13 protein-coding genes are annotated in these 17,670 nt (G+C 67.1%); 6 read left to right on the forward strand and 7 right to left on the reverse strand.

Annotation, left to right across the window (positions count from 1 at the left end):
• Positions 1-91: 91 nt before the first annotated feature.
• From L879_RS0107980 to L879_RS0107995, 4 genes are all read left to right on the forward strand, one after another.
• Positions 92-1,378, forward strand: a complete 1,287-nt coding sequence (locus L879_RS0107980; RefSeq protein ID WP_027315631.1) for a cystathionine gamma-synthase family protein — start codon at positions 92-94, stop codon at positions 1,376-1,378.
• A gap of 145 nt (positions 1,379-1,523) precedes the next feature.
• Entirely contained in the window at positions 1,524-3,371 is a 1,848-nt protein-coding gene (locus L879_RS0107985) for a cation:proton antiporter domain-containing protein (RefSeq protein WP_027315632.1), read from the forward strand.
• Between the two features lie 46 nt (positions 3,372-3,417).
• Positions 3,418-4,593 (forward strand): vWA domain-containing protein, encoded by a 1,176-nt coding sequence (locus L879_RS0107990; RefSeq protein WP_027315633.1) that lies wholly within the window; start codon positions 3,418-3,420, stop codon positions 4,591-4,593.
• Between the two features lie 60 nt (positions 4,594-4,653).
• Entirely contained in the window at positions 4,654-5,223 is a 570-nt protein-coding gene (locus L879_RS0107995) for a hypothetical protein (RefSeq protein WP_027315634.1), read from the forward strand.
• 26 nt (positions 5,224-5,249) lie between these two features.
• On the opposite strand, the gene L879_RS0108000 is transcribed toward L879_RS0107995, so the two are convergent.
• Both L879_RS0108000 and L879_RS0108005 read right to left on the reverse strand, forming a co-directional pair.
• Positions 5,250-5,675 (reverse strand): universal stress protein, encoded by a 426-nt coding sequence (locus L879_RS0108000; RefSeq protein ID WP_027315635.1) that lies wholly within the window; start codon positions 5,673-5,675, stop codon positions 5,250-5,252.
• Between the two features lie 15 nt (positions 5,676-5,690).
• Positions 5,691-6,011, reverse strand: coding sequence for a 2Fe-2S iron-sulfur cluster-binding protein (locus L879_RS0108005; protein WP_027315636.1), 321 nt, complete (start codon positions 6,009-6,011; stop codon positions 5,691-5,693).
• Positions 6,012-6,328: 317 nt separating this feature from the next.
• On the opposite strand from L879_RS0108005, the gene L879_RS0108010 reads away from it, so the two are divergent.
• Positions 6,329-11,143, forward strand: coding sequence for an apolipoprotein A-IV repeat region-like domain-containing protein (locus tag L879_RS0108010; RefSeq protein WP_027315637.1), 4,815 nt, complete (start codon positions 6,329-6,331; stop codon positions 11,141-11,143).
• 193 nt (positions 11,144-11,336) lie between these two features.
• Here L879_RS0108010 and L879_RS20970 read toward each other — a convergent pair whose 3' ends face one another.
• The 4 genes from L879_RS20970 to L879_RS0108030 are packed head-to-tail and all read right to left on the reverse strand — an operon-like array spanning position 11,337 to position 15,269.
• Entirely contained in the window at positions 11,337-11,993 is a 657-nt protein-coding gene (locus L879_RS20970) for an ABC-type transport auxiliary lipoprotein family protein (RefSeq protein WP_245265187.1), read from the reverse strand.
• Positions 11,994-12,017: 24 nt separating this feature from the next.
• Positions 12,018-13,346 (reverse strand): MlaD family protein, encoded by a 1,329-nt coding sequence (locus L879_RS0108020; RefSeq protein ID WP_027315638.1) that lies wholly within the window; start codon positions 13,344-13,346, stop codon positions 12,018-12,020.
• Positions 13,347-13,354: 8 nt separating this feature from the next.
• On the reverse strand, positions 13,355-14,155 hold the full coding sequence (locus tag L879_RS0108025) for an ABC transporter ATP-binding protein (protein ID WP_027315639.1): 801 nt from the start codon (positions 14,153-14,155) through the stop codon (positions 13,355-13,357).
• Between the two features lie 4 nt (positions 14,156-14,159).
• The gene (locus L879_RS0108030; RefSeq protein WP_035458993.1) at positions 14,160-15,269 is read right to left on the reverse strand and encodes an MlaE family ABC transporter permease; all 1,110 of its coding nucleotides are present in this window, start codon (positions 15,267-15,269) and stop codon (positions 14,160-14,162) included.
• Positions 15,270-15,389: 120 nt separating this feature from the next.
• On the opposite strand from L879_RS0108030, the gene dgcA reads away from it, so the two are divergent.
• On the forward strand, positions 15,390-16,373 hold the full coding sequence (dgcA, locus tag L879_RS0108035) for an N-acetyl-D-Glu racemase DgcA (protein WP_027315641.1): 984 nt from the start codon (positions 15,390-15,392) through the stop codon (positions 16,371-16,373).
• Here dgcA and L879_RS0108040 read toward each other — a convergent pair.
• Entirely contained in the window at positions 16,343-17,527 is a 1,185-nt protein-coding gene (locus tag L879_RS0108040; RefSeq protein ID WP_084020824.1) for an MFS transporter, read from the reverse strand. The two genes, dgcA and L879_RS0108040, sit on opposite strands and share 31 nt — an antisense overlap.
• Between the last annotated feature and the right edge of the window lie 143 nt (positions 17,528-17,670).

Below are 17,670 nucleotides of genomic sequence, written 5' to 3' on the forward strand. Positions count from 1 at the left end.
CGACCATCCCGAACCTATGTCCGGACCCACCTTTCGGCAATCGTCCTCATAAGGTAAGCCCATGACAAACAAACCGGGAGGAAAATGACCTATGGCCTATAACCGTTACCACAAGGATCGAATCGGCAATCACAAGCTGAAGCCCGAAACCCTGATGCTGGGTTACGGCTACGATCCGACCCTGTCCGAAGGCGCGGTGAAGCCGCCGGTCTTCCTGACCTCGACCTTCGTGTTCACCAGCGCCGAGCACGGCAAGGAATTCTTCGATTACGTGGCGGGCCGCCGCGAGCCGCCGCAGGGAGAAGCTGCGGGCCTCGTCTATTCCCGCTTCAATCATCCCAATTCCGAGATCGTCGAGGACCGGCTCGCCATCTTCGAGGAAGCGGAGGCCGGGCTTCTCTTCTCCTCCGGCATGTCGGCGATCGCGACCACGATCCTGGCCTTCGCCAAGCCAGGCGACGTGATTCTGCACTCGCAGCCCCTCTATGGCGGAACCGAGACCCTGATCGCCAAGACCCTCGCCAACCTGAACATCGGGGCCGTGGGCTTCGCTGACGGCGTGGACGAAGCCGGCATCCGCGCGGCGGCCCAGGAGGCCAAGGCCAAGGGGCGCGTCGCCGTGATCATGATCGAGACGCCTTCGAACCCGCTGAACACCCTCGTGGACGTCGCGCTCATCCGCCAAATCGCGGACGATATCGGGCAGGCCCAGGGGCACCGCCCGGTCATCGTGTGCGACAACACCCTGCTGGGACCGGTCTTCCAGAAGCCTTTGAAGAACGGCGCCGACATCTCGGTCTATTCGCTCACGAAATATGTCGGCGGCCATTCGGACCTGATCGCAGGAGCGGCCCTCGGCTCCAGGGACCTCATCAAGTCCGTCCGGCTCCTGCGCTCGGCCATCGGCACCCAGCTCGACCCGCATTCCTGCTGGATGCTCGGCCGCTCCCTGGAAACGCTCGCCCTGCGGATGAACGCCGCAAACCGCAATGCCGAGATCGTCGCGAAGTTCCTGCACGAGCACCCGAGCGTGATGAAGGTGCACCACCTGGCCTATCTGCCCGAGGGCTCCCGCGCCAAAGCGGTCTACGACGCCCAGTGCGACGCTCCCGGCTCCACCTTCTCCTTCGACGTGAAGGGCGGCGAGGCCGAAGCCTTCCGCGTGCTCAACGCGCTGCAGGTCTTCAAGCTCGCGGTGAGCTTGGGCGGCACGGAGTCGCTGATCTCGCACCCGGCCTCCACCACCCATTCGGGCGTGCCCAAGGCGACCCGCGACCGCCTCGGCGTCAGCGACGCCACGATCCGCGTCTCCATCGGCATCGAGCACCCGGACGATCTGGTGGCGGATCTCGCACAGGCGCTGTCGACGCTGGATTGAGGCCGACCCGTCATCCCGGACGCCGAGGGCGATCCGGGATGACGGCCATGCGCTCCCGACACGCCCCCTATCCGCGCCGGACGGCATTAACCCCTTGCGCAGCCGTCCTCACCGGAAGGACAATGCCTCGAACCGGAACGAAGCAATGGCCGCAGCGATCGACCTGCAATCTTATCAGGAACCCATTCTCTTTCTGGCAACGGCAGGCATCGTCGTCCCCCTGTTTCACCGGCTCAAGCTCAGCCCGGTTCTGGGGTTCCTGGCGGCGGGCGCGTTGCTGGGGCCCTACGGGCTCGGGCGGCTGGTGCCGGAGCATCCCTGGGTCAACTGGCTGACATTCACCAATCCGGAAGGAACCTCGCGGCTTGCCGAGTTCGGCGTGGTGTTCCTGCTCTTCACCATCGGCATCGAGCTCTCCTGGCAGCGCCTGCGCACCCTCCGCCGCCTCGTCTTCGGCTTCGGTTCCCTCCAGGTCGCGCTGGGAACCGCCATTCTCGGCCTGAGTTTCTACGCCTTCAGGCTCGTGGACACGATCACCGCCGCCACGGTCGTCGGCTTGGCGCTCGCCCTGTCCTCCACGGCCATCGTGATTCCCGTTCTGGCGGAGCAGAAGCGCCTCAACACGGTGGCGGGACGCGCCAGCTTCTCGGCCCTGCTGTTCCAGGACCTCTTGGTGGCGCCCGTCCTGTTCACCGTCGCGGTGCTCGATACGAGCAAGCCTGAGGTGACGCCCTCCCCCTTCGCCTTCCTGCTTCTCCAGGCGGGCCTTGCCCTCGTCCTGATCATCGGCCTCGGACGGCTCATCCTCCGCCCCTTCTTCCAGCTCGTCTCGACGACGAAGAGCCCCGAGCTGTTCATGGCGGCCTGCCTCCTCGTCGTGATGGTCACGAGCCTCATCGCCGCCGCCAGCGGCCTGTCGATGGCGCTCGGCGCCTTCATCGCAGGCATCCTGCTGTCCGAGACGGAATACCGGCGCGCGGTCGACGTGACGATCCAGCCCTTCAAGGGCCTGCTCCTCGGGGTGTTCTTCGTCTCGGTCGGCATGAGCCTCGACCTGTTCCGCTTTCTCGAAGCACCCCTGCTCATCCTTTCGCTGGCGGCCACCGTCGTCCTTCTCAAGGGCATGAGCATCGTCATTCTCGGCAGGCCCTTCGGCCTCAGCACGGCGGAATCCGCGGAGACGGGTCTCCTCCTCGGGCCGAGCGGCGAGTTCGCTCTCGTAATCCTCGGCGCCGCCATGACGGCCGGCCTCGTTCCGGGCGGCATCGGCCAGAATCTTCTGCTCGTGACCACGCTCACGATGGTGGCGATCCCGCTTCTGGCGCGCCTGGCCCAGCGTCTGGGCCGCAAGCTCGAGGTGCAGCGCCCGCTCGACCCCATCGTCAAGGTCGCCCCGCCGACGGACGAAGTCGGACGCGTGATCGTCGCCGGTTACGGCCGCGTCGGACAGCTCGTCGGCGACATGCTGGAGCGCCACAAGGTGCCCTATCTCGCCATCGACCTCGATCCCGCGCGCGTCGCGGCGCAGCGCAAGGCCGACAAGCCCGTCTTCTACGGCGACGGCTCCTATCCGGAGTTCCTGCGCGCCTGCGGCATCGACCGCGCGCTGGCGCTGGTGATCACCCTGGACACGCAGAGCTCCATCGAGGCCGTCGTGATGGCGGCGCGGCACGAGCGCTCCGACATCACCATCGTGGCCCGCGCCCGCGACGCACGCCACGCGGCCCAGCTCTACGAACTCGGCGTGGACGATGCCGTGCCGGAGACCATCGAGGCCTCGCTCCAGCTGAGCGAGGCGGTCCTGAGCGACATCGGCGTCCCGATGGGGCTGGTGATCGCCTCGATCCACGAGCGCCGCGACGAGTTCCGCGAGGTTCTGAGAAAGAACAATCCCCGGCAGAATCCGGATCGGGGCGTGTTCAAGGCGCGGCGCCGCATCGGCAAGACGGCCTCCTCCGCCGCGGCGGGACAGGCCACGCAGGCCGACACCTGACGGGCCGGCCCCTTGACCTTCGCGCGCGTTGCCGGACACTGACCCGATGTTCTTGACCTTCTTCACAGAGCTGCGCGCGGCCAAGGTCCCGGTGTCCTTCAGGGAATATCTGGCCCTGCTGGAGGCACTCGACCGGGATCTCGCCGACAAGAGCGTGGAGGAGTTCTACTATCTCTCTCGCACCTGCCTGGTGAAGGACGAGCGCCACTTCGACCGCTTCGATCGTGTCTTCGCCCATGTGTTCAAGGGCATCGCGAGCATGGGCGAGGCGGCAAACGAGACCGGGATCCCCGAGGAATGGCTGCGCAAGCTCGCAGAGCGCTACCTCACCGATGAGGAAAAGCGCCAGATCGAGGCCATGGGCTGGGACAAGCTCTGGGAAAACCTCAGGAAGCGGCTGGAGGAACAGAAGGGCCGCCACCAGGGCGGCAACAAATGGATCGGCACCGCCGGCACCTCGCCCTACGGCGCCTACGGCTATAATCCGGAAGGCATCCGCATCGGCCAGGACACGAACCGCAACTTCAGTGCCGTGAAGGTGTGGGACAAGCGCGAGTTCAAGGATTTCGACGACAGCGTGGAACTCGGCGTGCGCAACATGCGCGTGGCCCTACGGCGCCTGCGCCGATTCGCCCGCACCGGCTCAGCCGAAGAGCTCGATCTCGACGAGACGATCCACGAGACCGCCCACAAGGGCTATCTCGACGTGCGCCTGCGCCCCGAGCGCCGCAATGCGGTGAAGGTGCTGCTCTTCCTCGACGTGGGCGGCTCGATGGACTGGCACATCGAGATCGCCGAGGAGCTGTTCTCGGCGGCACGGCTCGAATTCAAGCATTTCGAGCACTTCTATTTCCACAACTGCGTCTACGAGAGCCTGTGGAAGGAAAATCGCCGGCGATTCGACGAGAAGATCCCCACCGCCGACGTGATCCGCACCTATGGCTCCGATTACCGGGCGGTCTTCGTGGGCGATGCCTCCATGAGCCCCTACGAGATCACCCATCCCGGCGGCTCCGTGGAGCATTGGAACGAGGAGGCCGGGCAGGTCTGGATCAGGCGTCTCCTGGACCACTTCCCGAAGGCGGTATGGCTGAACCCGGTGCCCCAGTCCCATTGGGGCTATACCCACTCCATCGGCCTGGTCCGCCAGCTCTTCGGCGAGCGCATGTATCCGCTCAACCTCGAAGGGATCGACCACGCGATGCGCGAGCTGGTGCGATAGGCATCATCCGGCCATGGGGAACGGGTTTGCCGAACAGACGAGGCCCGGATAAGAAGCCGCATGACCCAGAGCTACACCCATAGCCCGCGCCCCTTTGGCAGCCCGATCTCCTTCACTCTCAAGGGCGACAGGCTCACGGTGGATTCCGGCCGCAAGGTGCACGAGGTCCGGCTCGGCGCCGTGGACAGCGTGCGCATGACCTACGAGCCGGGACGGCTGGCGATGAAGGCCTTCCGCACGAAGGTGGTCATGAAGGACGGCAAGTCCTTCACCTTCAGCTCGCTCAACTGGAAGAGCCTCGTGGAGGCGCAGGAAATGACGCGCGAATACCGCGCCTTCGCTCAGACCCTGTGCGATGCCATCGCCCGCGCCAATCCGGGCGCGACCTTCGTGGCGGGAAAGCCCTGGGCCTTGTGGCTGCCCACCTCGGCCCTGGCCATCGCCTCGCTTCTCGCCATGGCTTACCTGATCTGGCAGGCGTTGCAGATGGGGGCGACCGCCGTCGCCCTTCTGGGAGCGCTCTTCGTCGTGGTCGGCGTGTGGCAGATCGAGCCGATGGTCAGGCTCAACAAGCCCCGCCCCTTCAGCTCGGATGCGCTGCCGGAGGAGCTGCTGCCCAAGGCGCCCTGACCCTCCTCCGGATGCGCCGGGTCCGCTTAGGCCCGCACGACCAGGACGGAGGACTTGGCGTGGCGCACGATGGTGGCGGCGTTGGAGCCGAGCAGATAGGTCGCCATGGTCGGCCGGTGCGATCCCACCACGATCAGGTCCGCGCCGGTCTTCTCGGCCTCGTCGAGAACCTCGGCATAGACCGAGCCGAGACGGACTACGGCCGAGACGCGATCGGACGGCAGACCGACTCCCGCCGCGACATCGGCAAGCTTCGCTTCCGCCTCGCTCTGCTGCTCCTGGTCGAAGGCCGGAGGCATGAACTCCATGTAGGTCACCGGCACGATAGCGCGCACATAGATCAGCCGCAGGGAGCCGCCCGAGCTGGTCGCAAGCTCGACGGCCTTGTCGATGGCCGGCCTCGCGGCTTCGACTTCACCCAGGTCGACGGGAACGAGAATCGTCTTGAACATGGCTTTGCCTCCGGTTCAGCCTTGGCGGATGGGGGTATGGACGACCAGCCCGTCGAGCTCGGGCCGGACCCGGATCTGACAGGACAGGCGCGAATTGGGGCGCACGTCATAGGCGAAATCGAGCATGTCCTCCTCCATCGGCTGGGGCTGGCCGGTCGCCGCCTCCCACTCTTCCGCGACATAGACATGACAGGTGGCGCAGGAACAGGCACCGCCGCATTCGGCCTCGATGCCGGGAATGCCGTTGCGGATGGCGGTCTCCATGACGGTCGAGCCCTCCTCCGCCTCGACGGTGCGGGCTGTCCCTTCGGCATCGATGAATGTGATCTTGATCATTGCGGACCTCTGCTTTCGGCCCTTACTTATGATAGACGATCCGGAAAGACGAGAGAGGCGCGCGAAACACGCCGTTTTTTCGCCGCAATTTGCCCGGTACAGCAGGTTACTAAGCCGTTAACGACGTTCGCAAGTGACAGGGGACATCGGGTTTCCTTGTTTCAGATCGGCCGCTAGACTTGCTTGGTAAATGACAGATTACCGTGCGGAAGCGCCTGTAATGGTTAATCCGCACCGGTTGAGGTCATGCATTCACCTTGCTTTTCGTGGTTCGAATGCGGCTTCAACCATCATCAGTTGCGTCACGAGGGCGGATCATGGCGACCGAGAACAAGAAGATGAAGGACCCGGCTGAGGCAGCCCTTTCGGCTGTCGAGCAGGCGCTCAACCTTGACGAAACATTCGTGATCCACACGCCGTCGCAGCCGGGAGACAAGGCTTTTGCCGACGAGCCCAAGCTGCCGGACATCGACGACCACGATTTCACCAAGGGCCCCTTCGGTCTCGGCTCCGACTCCCTCTCCGCCCAGGCGGACGACCACGATCCCCGGCTCGACGACATGGCCCGCGCGGGCTTCATGCCCCCCGACCGGAACTCCGTCGCCAACGATGACCGCCAGAATGTCGGCGTGATGCTGCAGGCGCTCCAGGTCCGCCCCTCGCGCGGCGCCTATGTGATGGCCGCCCTCGCCTCCCTGCTCTGGCTCGGCGGCATCGGGGCCTTCTTCTATTCCCAGGGCTTCACCGCCCCTGAGCAGCTGCTCGCGGCCTTCTCGCCCTCCCAGCTGGCGCTCGGCGCCGTGGGGCTCGTCGGTCCCATCTTCCTGTTCTTCATCGCCGCGATGCTGACCGTCCGCTCGCAGGAGATGAAGATGGTGGCCCGCGCCGTCGGCGAGGTCGCCGTCCGCCTGGCCCAGCCCGAGAACTTCTCCACCGACGCGGTTCTCTCCGTCTCGCAGGCAGTGCGCCGTGAAGTCGCAGCCGTCGGCGACGGCGTCGAGCGGGCCCTGGCCCGCGCCGGTGAGCTCGAAACCCTCGTGCGCAGCGAGATTTCGACCCTTGAGCGCGCCTATTCCGACAACGAGATCCGCATCCGCTCCCTCATCGACGAGCTGGTGGCCCAGCGCGAAGCCATCGTCTCCAACGCCGAGCGCGTGCGCGGCTCCATCACCGGCGTGCACCAGAGCCTGATCCAGGATCTGGACGGCGCCAGCGAGCGCGTCGTCTCCGCCGTCAGCGGCGCGGGCGACAAGGTCACCGCCTCGCTCGAGAAGCAGGGCGATCACATCACCCAGGCCCTCGGCCGCGCCGGCGAGCGCGTCGTCGAAGAGATGGCGAGCCGCGGCGTCGAGCTGGTCGAGCGCCTCGCGGGCTCCAGCGAAGAGATCAAGAACGGCATCTCGGAAGTCGGCGTGGCCATCACGGGCGCCCTCGAGAGCAAGGCGCAGGACATCACCGGCGCATTCGAGCGCACCGGCGACCTCCTGACCCGCCACCTGCAGGAAGGCGCGAGCCAGGTCACCCGCACGCTTGCCGAAACCGGCCGCGGCGTCATCGACGCCCTCGCCCAGCAGGGCAACGACGTGCGCGAGGCCTTCGAACAGACGGCCCGCAGCCTGGAAGACAGCTTCGCCCAACGCGGCAGCGAGATCACCGAGAAGCTGGCAGCGACCGGCGGCGTGATCGCCGACGACATCTCGGCCCGCACCGCCGAAATGCGCGATCAGATCGCGGCGGCCGGCGCGTCCGTGAGCGAGGAGCTCGTGACCCGCGGCACGCAGGTTCGCGAGCAGCTGTCCGAGACGGGGGCTTCCCTCGTTCAGCAGCTCTCCGCCAGCAGCGGCAGCCTGCGCGAGGAATTCGCCCTCACCGCCGGCTCCCTCATCGAGGAAATGTCGACCCGCGGCAGCACGCTGCGCGAGCAGCTCGCCAGCACGGGCACAGGCGTCGTCGACGAGATCGTCCAGCGCGGCAACGAGTTCCGCGAGCGCCTGGCTGCGACGGCGGCCGACGTCACCCGCGAGATCAGCCAGCGCGGCGGCGAGGTGCGCGAGCAGCTCGAAAGCGCCGTACGTCTGGCCGACGAGTCCATCGGCACCCGCGTCGAGGATCTCGCGAACCGCCTCGAAACGGCGAGCCAGCGCGTCAGCGAATCCGTCACCGTCCAGGGCCAGGCCCTTGAGAACCGCCTCACCGAAACGGGCGAGCGTCTCTCGAGCCTCATGGGCGGCCATGTCGAGGAGTTCCGCACCGCCTTCGAAAGCCGCGGCCAGGAATTCTCGGAGACCCTCTCCCGCCATACCGACGAGGCACAGAACCGCCTCGCCAGCACCGCCAAGGACATCGTTCTCGCCATCGCGTCGCAGGGCTCGCGCGTCAACGAGGCTCTCAACCGCACGGCGGAAACCCTGTCGAGCACCGTCGACAGCCGCACCCGCGAGATGGAGGAAACCCTCGGCGCCCGCGTTGCGGCTCTCGAGGACGTCACCAACCGCGGCAGCGAAGTGGCCGAGCGCATTTCCCGCGACGTGGGCAGCCTGACGGAAACGATCACCGGCCGCCTCGAGGAGATGGACCGCCTGATCACCGTGCAGGGCCGCACGATCGCGGAATCCTTCGCCGAGCGCGCCCGTGAGGCGACCGCCGCCATCGAGAGCCAGCTTTCGGCCCTCGAAGAGCACGCCTCGCGCCGCACGAGCGAGATCACCGTCAACTTCGACACCATCGTCGAGCGGGTGGACAGCGTCCTCGGCGCCCGGTCCACGGCCCTCAACGAGGCGCTCGTCGTCCGCACCGGCGAGATGGCCCGCGTGATGGCCGAAGGCGGACGCGACGTGGCGACCGCGCTTCAGGCGCGCGTCGACGAGATCAGCCAGTCGATCACGGCCAAGACCAACGCCATCGCCGACACCCTGGCCTCCAAGGCCGAGCAGATCGGCCAGTCCCTCGACAGCCGCCTCGCCTCCATCAACGAAGCCCTCGGCAGTCGCGCCGACGAGATCTCGGAGAACCTGGGCACCCGCGTCTTCGAGATCAACCAGACCCTCGGAACCCGCGCGGAGGAGATCGCCTCCACCCTGGGCAGCCGCACCGCCGAGCTCGCCGCCGCCCTCAACCAGAGCGTGACGATTCTCGAGGATCGGGTCGTCAACCGCCTGACGGGCGTTGCCGAGACCATCGACGAGAGCGGCCAGGCCATTCTCGGCTCCCTCACCACCCGCATCGGCGAGATCCGTTCGATCTTCGAGAGCGATGGCGCGTCTCTGGTCGAGACTCTCGGCAATCGCAGCGAGTTCATCGGCCGCGAGGTCGCCGCCATCAGCGAGACCACCCTGCGCACGCTCGAGGAGCGCAGCAACACGGTCATCGAAAGCCTGCAGGACCGCAGCAGCACCATGCTCTCCGCGCTGCAGCAGCGCACGATGGAGCTCACCGCCTCCTACATGCAGTCGACGCAGGCCGTGCGCAGCGCGCTCGATGAAGGCATGGAGCAGACGGTGGAGGCCCTCACGGGCGCCAACGAGCGCCTGCGGGGCGAGCTCACCGAGGTTCTCGAGCGGCTCCAGGACGCCAACGGCATGCTCCAGCAGGTTGCGGCCTCCGCCAGCAGCAATCTCGGCGCCGTCGAGGACGGGCTCGCCGGACGCGTGCAGCACATCGAATCCCTCCTTTCGGAGATCGCCACACAGACGGGCCGCGCGTCCGACCAGGTGGCCGATCAGGTCGATGCCCTGCGCAGCGTTTCGTCCGGCGCGATCCAGCAGGCCCTGGAACTCGCGCAGAGCCTCGAGGCGCGCGGCCGCGCCCTCTCCGACACCACCGGAGAGCAGATGCGGGCCCTCACCGAGGCCGCGACCGCCCTGGAGCGCGTCGAAGCCCGCATGAGCGAAGCCCTCTCCAGCCGCCAGCAGGCTCTGGACGAGCTTCTCACCCGGATCAACGACCGCTCGCAGGATCTTGAAGCCGTCACCCGCTCGTTCACGACGGTGCTGGAGGCCTCCCTGCAGAACGCCGAGACCAAGGCGCGCCAGATCGGCTCGGTCCTCGCCTCCGCGGCCGAGACCACCACGAGCGCCATTGGCGAGCAGTTCGAACGCATCCGCACCACCACCGGCGAGGAGAGCGAGCGCACCGCTGCGGCCCTGCGCGCGAATTACGAGCAGGCGACGGCCGAAATGGCCGAGGCTCTCGCCAGCGCCACCGCGAAGTTCCGCGACGCCATGGGCGAACTCCGCGGCATGACGGGCCAGATCCAGCGCGAGCTGGAGACCACCCGCGCGGAGCTGCGCCGCGGTGTCGTCGAGCTGCCGCAGGAGACGCAGGAAACGACCGCCAACATGCGCCGCGTCGTCGCCGACCAGATCAAGGCCCTCAACGAGCTGTCGGCCCTGGTGTCCCGTTCGAACCGTCTCGTGGACGCGGCTCCCGCCGCCCAGCCGCGCAAGGCTGCCGTCAACGAGACCCCTGTCGCCGCGACCATGGCGGCCGTCGCCGCCGCGGTCGAGCAGCGCATCGCCCAGACGCCCGCCCCGGCCCCGGCCCCCGCTCCGGCGGTCGCACGCCAGGCGGAACCCAAGCCGGCTCCGGCGCAGGCTCCCGTTCCATCTCCTGCCCCCGCGCGGCAGGCTTCCCCGGCAGCCGAGCGTCCGGCTCCCCGCCGGGACGAGGCCCCTGCCCGCGAGGCCGGCGCCCGGGGCGGCTGGCTGTCGGATCTCCTGAACCGCGCCTCCCGCGAGGAGACGGCCGAAGCCGCCCGCGGCACGGCTCGCGGAGACCGCGCCCGCGTCAACAGCCTCGAGTCTCTGGACTCCATCTCCGTCGACATCGCGCGGATGATCGATCACGAGGCCGCAGTGGAGCTCTGGGATCGCTACCGCCGTGGCGAGAGCAACGTGTTCACCCGTCGCCTCTACACGCTGCAGGGCCAGCAGACCTTCGACGAGATCCGTCGCAAGTACCGCCGGGACGAGGAGTTCCGTCAGACCGTGGATCGCTATGTGGAAGAGTTCGAGCGCCTGCTCGCCGAAGTCTCCCGCGACGACCGCGACTCCATGCTGACGAAGACCTACCTCACCTCGGAAACCGGCAAGGTCTACACCATGCTGGCCCATGCGAGCGGCCGCTTCGACTGAGCGGAATAGTCTTCACGCAAGACATGAAAGACGCGGCCTCCGGGCCGCGTTTTTTGTTATGGCACCGCACGGCCATTCCGGGGCGGCTCGCATGAGCGCCACCGCAATGACAGCGGCGATGTCGGAGCGACAATAAAAATGCCCGGGGCGAGCCCAGGCATGAAACCAGTCACCCAACCGGAACGAGCGCGTCTTAAGCCGGCGCCTGCGGCTCGCTCATCGCCATGCCGGGGTCTTCCCGCCGGGGCAGACGACTGCCGCTGACCCAGCGCACGATGTCGAGCATGACGACGGAAAGGGCCTCGTCGAGGGCGCGGGCCGCGTTCGGCGCATCGACGGCGCTGGCCGGGACGCCCGCGCGGAAGATACGGCCGCTCACGATGCGACCGTTCTGGTCGGCGACGATCTTGACGGAAATCTCGACCACGGCCTCGTTCTCGGGCGTTGCGATTTCGAACCGGCGCAGCTCGGAGACGAGTTGAACGTCGGCCACCGCACCGCTGCTCGGCCGCGAAACGCCCCGGATCTGCGAGGCGTTCTCGAAGGTGTTGATGAGTCGCGTCTGGATCAGGCGCGGCAGGTTGTCGGCCCACTGCCCTCCCCCGATGAACGACACGGAGCCGCTCGCATCCTTGACGAGGATCTGCTGCGTCGAGAGCTGCTGCAGGGCAGCAGGTTCGTTCACCAGCACCTGAACGCCGGAAGCGCCCCGGATACGGGAGACAGGCGCCGACAGGTCATAGGTCGCCGGAGCGGGCCCCGACGAGCAGGCGCCGGTCAAGGCAGCCAGAACCAGCACCGGAATGAAGCGCCGGAGCAGGCAGGCTCGATCGGTCGGGGGATGCAACACGGAGGATCCACGCATGGAGGTTACTTAACGGCGACCACTATACTCAGGGAGGTTCGGACGGCTACCGAAAAGAAACTGCTGTGGATTACGCTCGATGCTGCGGACTGCGCGGCTGATGTCGCCGAGCGTCCTGCGGCCTTCGACGGCGAGAGCCTCGTATTCGCGCAGACCCGATTCCGTGAACCGGTTGACACCCGTGAGAACCCCTTCGGTCCGCCGGTTGAGATCGTTGGCGAGGTCGCGCACGGCCACGGCGGCAGCGCGAATCTCGTCGAAAGCGCCCTTGCCGGCCTCGCCGGAGGCCGAGCCGAGGAACTTCTCTGCTCCCGCCAGCACGCTGTCGATCCGGTCCGCCGACTTGTTGAGCTTCTCCGTGATCGAGCGCGCCTCCTGAATCGCCTTGTCCACGTCGGGGCTGCGGCGGCTCAGGGTCTGGGTGAAGGTGTCGACATTGTCGACCGTGCGGCTGATCTTGGCCGGGTCAATCGACTTGGTGAGCGCGGCGATCTCGGCCACGGCGGAATCGAGCTTCGGCGCCGTCTCGTTCAGGCGGCCGACGAGGCTGGCGGCGTCTTTCAGAGCCTCGCTCACGGCCTGGCCGTTCTCGCCGAGCGCCTGAGTGAAGTTGTCGACGTTCTCGACGATGCGGGCCACCCGCTGCCGGTCGACGGCGCGCACCACCTCGTCCACGTTGGTCGCCAGGGTTTCGAGCTTCTCGGCCAGGGGCCCGACCTTTTCGGCCGCCTGCCCCACCTGGGCCAGGAAGCGGTCGATGCCGTCCGCATTCTCGCCCAAGGCCTGGGAGAAGCGCTCCACATTCTGGACGGTGCGGTTGACCGAAGCCTCGTTGTCGGTGATCACGCGGCCGATCTTCTCCAGCACGTCATCGGCCCGGCGGGCGATGTTGCGGGCCGTTTCCATGAGGTCCTGGAAGTCCGACCGGTCGGCGAAGATCGTTGGCATGGGCTGGCCGGGCCCCGCCGCCAGCGGCGGAGCGCCCGGCTCGCCGCCCGACAGCGCCACGTTCGCAACGCCGGTCAGGCCCTGGTACTCCAGGCGGGCGCGGGTGTCCGCGCGGATCGGCGTCCTGCTGTCGATCGAGGCGATGGCCACCACCCGGCGAGGATCCTCCGGCAGGAGGCTCAGGCTCGACACATCACCGACGCGCAGGCCGTTGAAGGCCACGCTCGACCCTTGCGAGAGACCGGCGACCGAACCGGAAAACACGATGCGGATGCTCTGCCGGGCCTGCCCGCGCTCGCCGCCCGAGAACCAGTAGACGAAGCCGAAGGCGGCTGCGATCACTGCCAGAGTGAAGAGGCCGATCAAGGCGTAGTTTGCACGCGTTTCCATCGTTACCCTTACGCGCCGCCGGCCATGACCGCGCGTGCCCGTTTCCCGTGAAAGTAAGAGCGGATCCACGGATGGTCCGAGGCGAGCATCGCCTCGATGGGACCTTCCGCGAGAATTTTACCCTCGCCCAAAGCCGCGATCCGGTCGCAGACCGAATAGAGGCTGTCGAGGTCATGGGTTACCATGAATACGGTCAGCCCTAAAGTCCGCTGCAAGGTCGCGATAAGGTCGTCGAATTCGCCGGCGCCGATGGGATCGAGGCCAGAGGTCGGCTCGTCGAGGAAGACGATCTCCGGATCGAGGGCGAGCGCGCGCGCCAGGGCCGCGCGCTTGATCATGCCGCCGGAGAGCTCGGAGGGCAGCTTGTCGGCGGCATCCGGCTTCAGCCCGACCATTTCGATCTTGAGCATGGCCAGCTCGTCGAGGAGCCGGTCCGAGAGGTGCAGGTACTCGCGCATCGGCACCTGGATGTTCTGCTTCACCGTGAGCGCGGAAAAAAGCGCACCCTGCTGGAACAGAACGCCCCAGTGGCGCTCCATCTGGCGGCGCTCGGCGGGAGACAGATCGTCCAGGTTCCGGCCGAGCACCTCGATGGTGCCCGCCCGCTTGGGAACCAGCCCGAGAATGGCGCGGGTCAGGACCGACTTGCCCTGGCCGGAAGCGCCCACGAAACCCAGGATCTCGCCGCGATACACGTCGAGATCGAGCCCCTTGAGGATCGTTCTTTCCCCGAAGCCGACCTCGACGCCGCGGACGCGGATGATCGGCTCGCGGGTCTTGGTCGGGTCGGGGTGGCGACGTTCGAGCATCATCTCAGTAGTTAATCGCTGCGAAGAACATGGCGAAAAGGCCGTCGAGCACGATGACCATGAAGATGGCCTTCACCACGGAGGAGGTTACATGGCGCCCGAGCGATTCGGCGGACCCGGCAACGGCCAGCCCCTCCAGGGTGGCGATGATGCCGATGACCACCGCCATGAAGGGCGCCTTGATGAGGCCGACCAGGAAGGTGTTCATGCCGATCGCGGACCTCAGGCGGTCGAGGAAGATGTCCGGGCTGATGTCGCCGTAGATCCAGGTGGTCAGGCCGCCTCCCACCAGGGCCGCCACGGACGCGATGAAGGTCAGGAGCGGAAGGCCGATGATCAGCGCGAGAACGCGCGGGACGATCAGAACCTCGATGGGATCGAGCCCCATGACCCGCAGGGCGTCGATCTCCTCCCGCATCTTCATGGAGCCGATCTCGGCGGTGAAGGCCGAGCCGGAGCGCCCGGCCACCATGATGGAGGTCAGCAGAACCCCGAGCTCGCGCAGGACGAGGATGCCGATCAGGTCGATCACGAACGGTGTCGCCCCGAACTTGACCAGCTGGAAGATGCCCTGCTGCGAGACGATGCAGCCCACCAGGAAGGAGATCAGCACGATGATCGGCACGCCCCGGTAGGCGATCTGCTCCAGCTGGTTCACCACCGCGGTACCGCGGAAACGGCGAGGATGGACGATCACCCGCACCATGGCGGCGACGAGTTCGCCCAGGAAGCCGACGCCCCCGACCAGATCCTTGCCGGCCCCGGCGACGCTCTGGCCGACATCCACCAGGAAATCGACCACCCGGGAATGCCGCGGCTTCGGCTCCCCGCTGAAATCGCGATAGGCCGCCTCGTCGAGAAGGATCTTCTGCTCCGCCGAGGCATTGGCGAACTCGGCCTGTCCCCTGGCCGAGAGCTCGTGGCGGGCGCGATCGAGGGTCCATGCGCCGAGAGTGTCGAGCCGGTCGACCTCGCTCAGGTCGAAGACCACGGGAAAGAGATCGGCTTCCGCGGCGATTTCCGCGACCAGGGCCTCGACCCGTTGGCCATACAGCGCCGTCCAGGGTCCGGCCAGACGGATCGTCGTGCCCTGCCCCGCGCGGTCGAGTGTCATTTGCGGCCCTTGAGCCAGGGTGCCCTGTGCCACGATGATCCCTTCGGCGTTGATTCCGCTTGGTGATAGCGTGCCGTTGAGCCACAAGTCGAGCCGAACTTGAAAAGAGAAGTCCAAAGAATGCGTCAGCTTACCGTTTCCATCGACCGTTTCCCCATCGCCGGGAAGTTCACGATCGCGCGCGGTTCCCGAACGGAGGCCGTTGTGGTGACGGCCACCATCCGGGAGGATGGAGCCGTCGGCCACGGGGAATGCGTGCCCTATCCCCGCTACGGCGAGACGGTGGAGGGTGTGGCCGCCGCCATCGAGGCCATCCGCCCCCAGATCGAATCGGGCCTGACCCGCGAAGCCCTGCAGGCCCTGATGCCGGCGGGCGCGGCACGGAACGCCGTGGATTGCGCCCTCTGGGACCTGGACGCCAAGCGCTCCGGAATCCGGGCTTACGTGACCGCCGGCCTGAACCGCTGGTCGCCGGTGACCACGGCCTACACGATCAGCCTCGACACCCCGGAAGGCATGGCGGGAGCGGCCGCCAGGGCCGCCGACCGGCCCATTCTCAAGGTGAAGTTCGGCGCCCCCGACGGCGATCTCGAACGGATCAAGGCCGTTCGCCGCGCCGCGCCCCAGGCGACCCTGATCGCGGACGCGAACGAAGGCTGGACGGAAGCGAATATCGAGCGCCACCTCGCCGCCTGCGCCGAGGCGGGCTACGCGCTCGTGGAGCAGCCCCTGCCCGCAAAGGAGGACGGCTATTTGAGCCGCATCTCCTGCCCCGTGCCGATCCTGGCGGATGAGAGCGTGCACGACCGGGCCAGCCTCGATCGCCTGGTCGGCCTCTACGAGGTCATCAACATCAAGCTCGACAAGACCGGCGGCCTGACCGAGGCCCTGGCCCTGGCGGACGCGGCGGAAGCCAAGGGCTTCTCGCTGATGATCGGCTGCATGGTCGGCACGTCCCTCGCCATGGCGCCCGCCCTGGTGCTCGCCCCCCGCGCGCGCTTCGTCGATCTCGACGGCCCCCTGCTCCTCGCCAGGGACCGGGAGCCCGGCCTGAAGTACGAGGGCAGCCTCGTCTACCCGCCGGAACCCGCCCTCTGGGGCTGAGCCTTCTGCAGCTGGGCGACCGCCAGGGCGAGCACGAGGCCGATGGCTCCCAAGGGAGCCATCGCTGCGAAGACCGCCGCTCCGGCCTCGCTGTAGATCAGGCCGCTGATGACGGTGGACACGGCGATGGTCAGGGCGGCCAGGGAACCGTAGATCCCCTGAGCCCGTCCCCTCGCCTGCAGCGGCGCCAAGGCCGTCAAGGCGGCCATGGTGCCGATATGGGTCGCAGCGAAGGAGAGGCTGTGCATGGCCTGGAGCACGACCATGATCTCCGCCCCCGGCTGGAGGGACATGGCCGTGAAACGGATCACCGCCGCCGCCGAGCCGATCATGATCAGTCCCGTGCCCGATCCTCGCCCCACCGCGCGCCCGAGGAAGAGGAAGACCAAGATCTCGGCGATCACCGCCGACGCCCAGAAATATCCGATGGCCGCATCCGAAAAGCCGATGGAACGCCAATAGATGCTGGCGAAGGCGTTGAGAGCGCCGTGACTGCCCTGGGTCGCCGCTCCCGCGATCAGAACCAGCCACAGGATCGCCGACAGCTTCGGCGTAGGATGGCCCTCACCGGCCTCGCCCTGCCCGGAGGAGGCGTGAACCTCGCGCGGCACCACGATCAGGGTCGCGGCGATCCCGAGAAGCGGGATCGCCGTCAGGGCCAGGATCACCACATCCGCCCCGAACGCGCCGACCAGATACCCGCCCACGATATTGGTCACGAAGAAGGCTGCGGACCCCATGCCGCGGATCCGTCCGTAGTTCAGACCGGGATATTGCTGAACCGCATTGGTCGAGACGAGATCGTTGCCCGGAATGACGCAGGATTGCGCGACGGCGACGAGGGCGACGAGAGCGATAATGACGATGCTGTTGTTCTCGGTGAGCAGGAACAGGGGAAAGCCGACGAGCTGGCCCAGATGACTGACGAGGAGCAGCCTGCGCGCGCCGAAGGAACGGTCGGCGAGGCTCAGGAGCGGCGCGGTCGCCAGGATGCGGACGACGATGGGAATGGCGACCACGAGCCCTATGAGCGTCGGCGGCACCGCCTTGCTCTGCAGCCAGAGCGGAAAGAACGGCAGATACATCCCGTGGCTGGTGAAGCTGGCAGCCTGCAACGCACCCAGGCGAAGTTCGAGAGCTCTAATAGGACGCATCGGTCACGAGGTCTTCCGGCATCGAAAAGCGAACGCAACAGCAAGAGCGCAGCGCAGGCCGCCCTCGCGAGCCGGAGGGTGAGCGAGCACGCGCTTCGCATGCATCTGATGGAGGAGCGGAATCGAACCCTGGCACAGATGGA

The organism is Microvirga flocculans ATCC BAA-817 (genome assembly GCF_000518665.1).
Lineage (GTDB): Bacteria > Pseudomonadota > Alphaproteobacteria > Rhizobiales > Beijerinckiaceae > Microvirga > Microvirga flocculans.

Bases quoted from the DNA above. Each gene is read 5' to 3' on its own strand.
- L879_RS0107985 (WP_027315632.1), top strand. From the start codon at position 1,524: ATGGCCGCAGCGATCGACCTGCAATCTTATCAGGAACCCATTCTCTTT.
- L879_RS0108010 (WP_027315637.1), top strand. From the start codon at position 6,329: ATGGCGACCGAGAACAAGAAGATGAAGGACCCGGCTGAGGCAGCCCTT.
- L879_RS0107980 (WP_027315631.1), top strand. From the start codon at position 92: ATGGCCTATAACCGTTACCACAAGGATCGAATCGGCAATCACAAGCTG.
- L879_RS0108040 (WP_084020824.1), bottom strand. From the start codon at position 17,527: ATGCGTCCTATTAGAGCTCTCGAACTTCGCCTGGGTGCGTTGCAGGCT.
- L879_RS0108000 (WP_027315635.1), bottom strand. From the start codon at position 5,675: ATGTTCAAGACGATTCTCGTTCCCGTCGACCTGGGTGAAGTCGAAGCC.
- L879_RS0107990 (WP_027315633.1), top strand. From the start codon at position 3,418: ATGTTCTTGACCTTCTTCACAGAGCTGCGCGCGGCCAAGGTCCCGGTG.
- L879_RS0108020 (WP_027315638.1), bottom strand. From the start codon at position 13,346: ATGGAAACGCGTGCAAACTACGCCTTGATCGGCCTCTTCACTCTGGCA.
- L879_RS0107995 (WP_027315634.1), top strand. From the start codon at position 4,654: ATGACCCAGAGCTACACCCATAGCCCGCGCCCCTTTGGCAGCCCGATC.
- L879_RS0108005 (WP_027315636.1), bottom strand. From the start codon at position 6,011: ATGATCAAGATCACATTCATCGATGCCGAAGGGACAGCCCGCACCGTC.
- L879_RS0108030 (WP_035458993.1), bottom strand. From the start codon at position 15,269: ATGACACTCGACCGCGCGGGGCAGGGCACGACGATCCGTCTGGCCGGA.
- dgcA (WP_027315641.1), top strand. From the start codon at position 15,390: ATGCGTCAGCTTACCGTTTCCATCGACCGTTTCCCCATCGCCGGGAAG.
- L879_RS0108025 (WP_027315639.1), bottom strand. From the start codon at position 14,155: ATGCTCGAACGTCGCCACCCCGACCCGACCAAGACCCGCGAGCCGATC.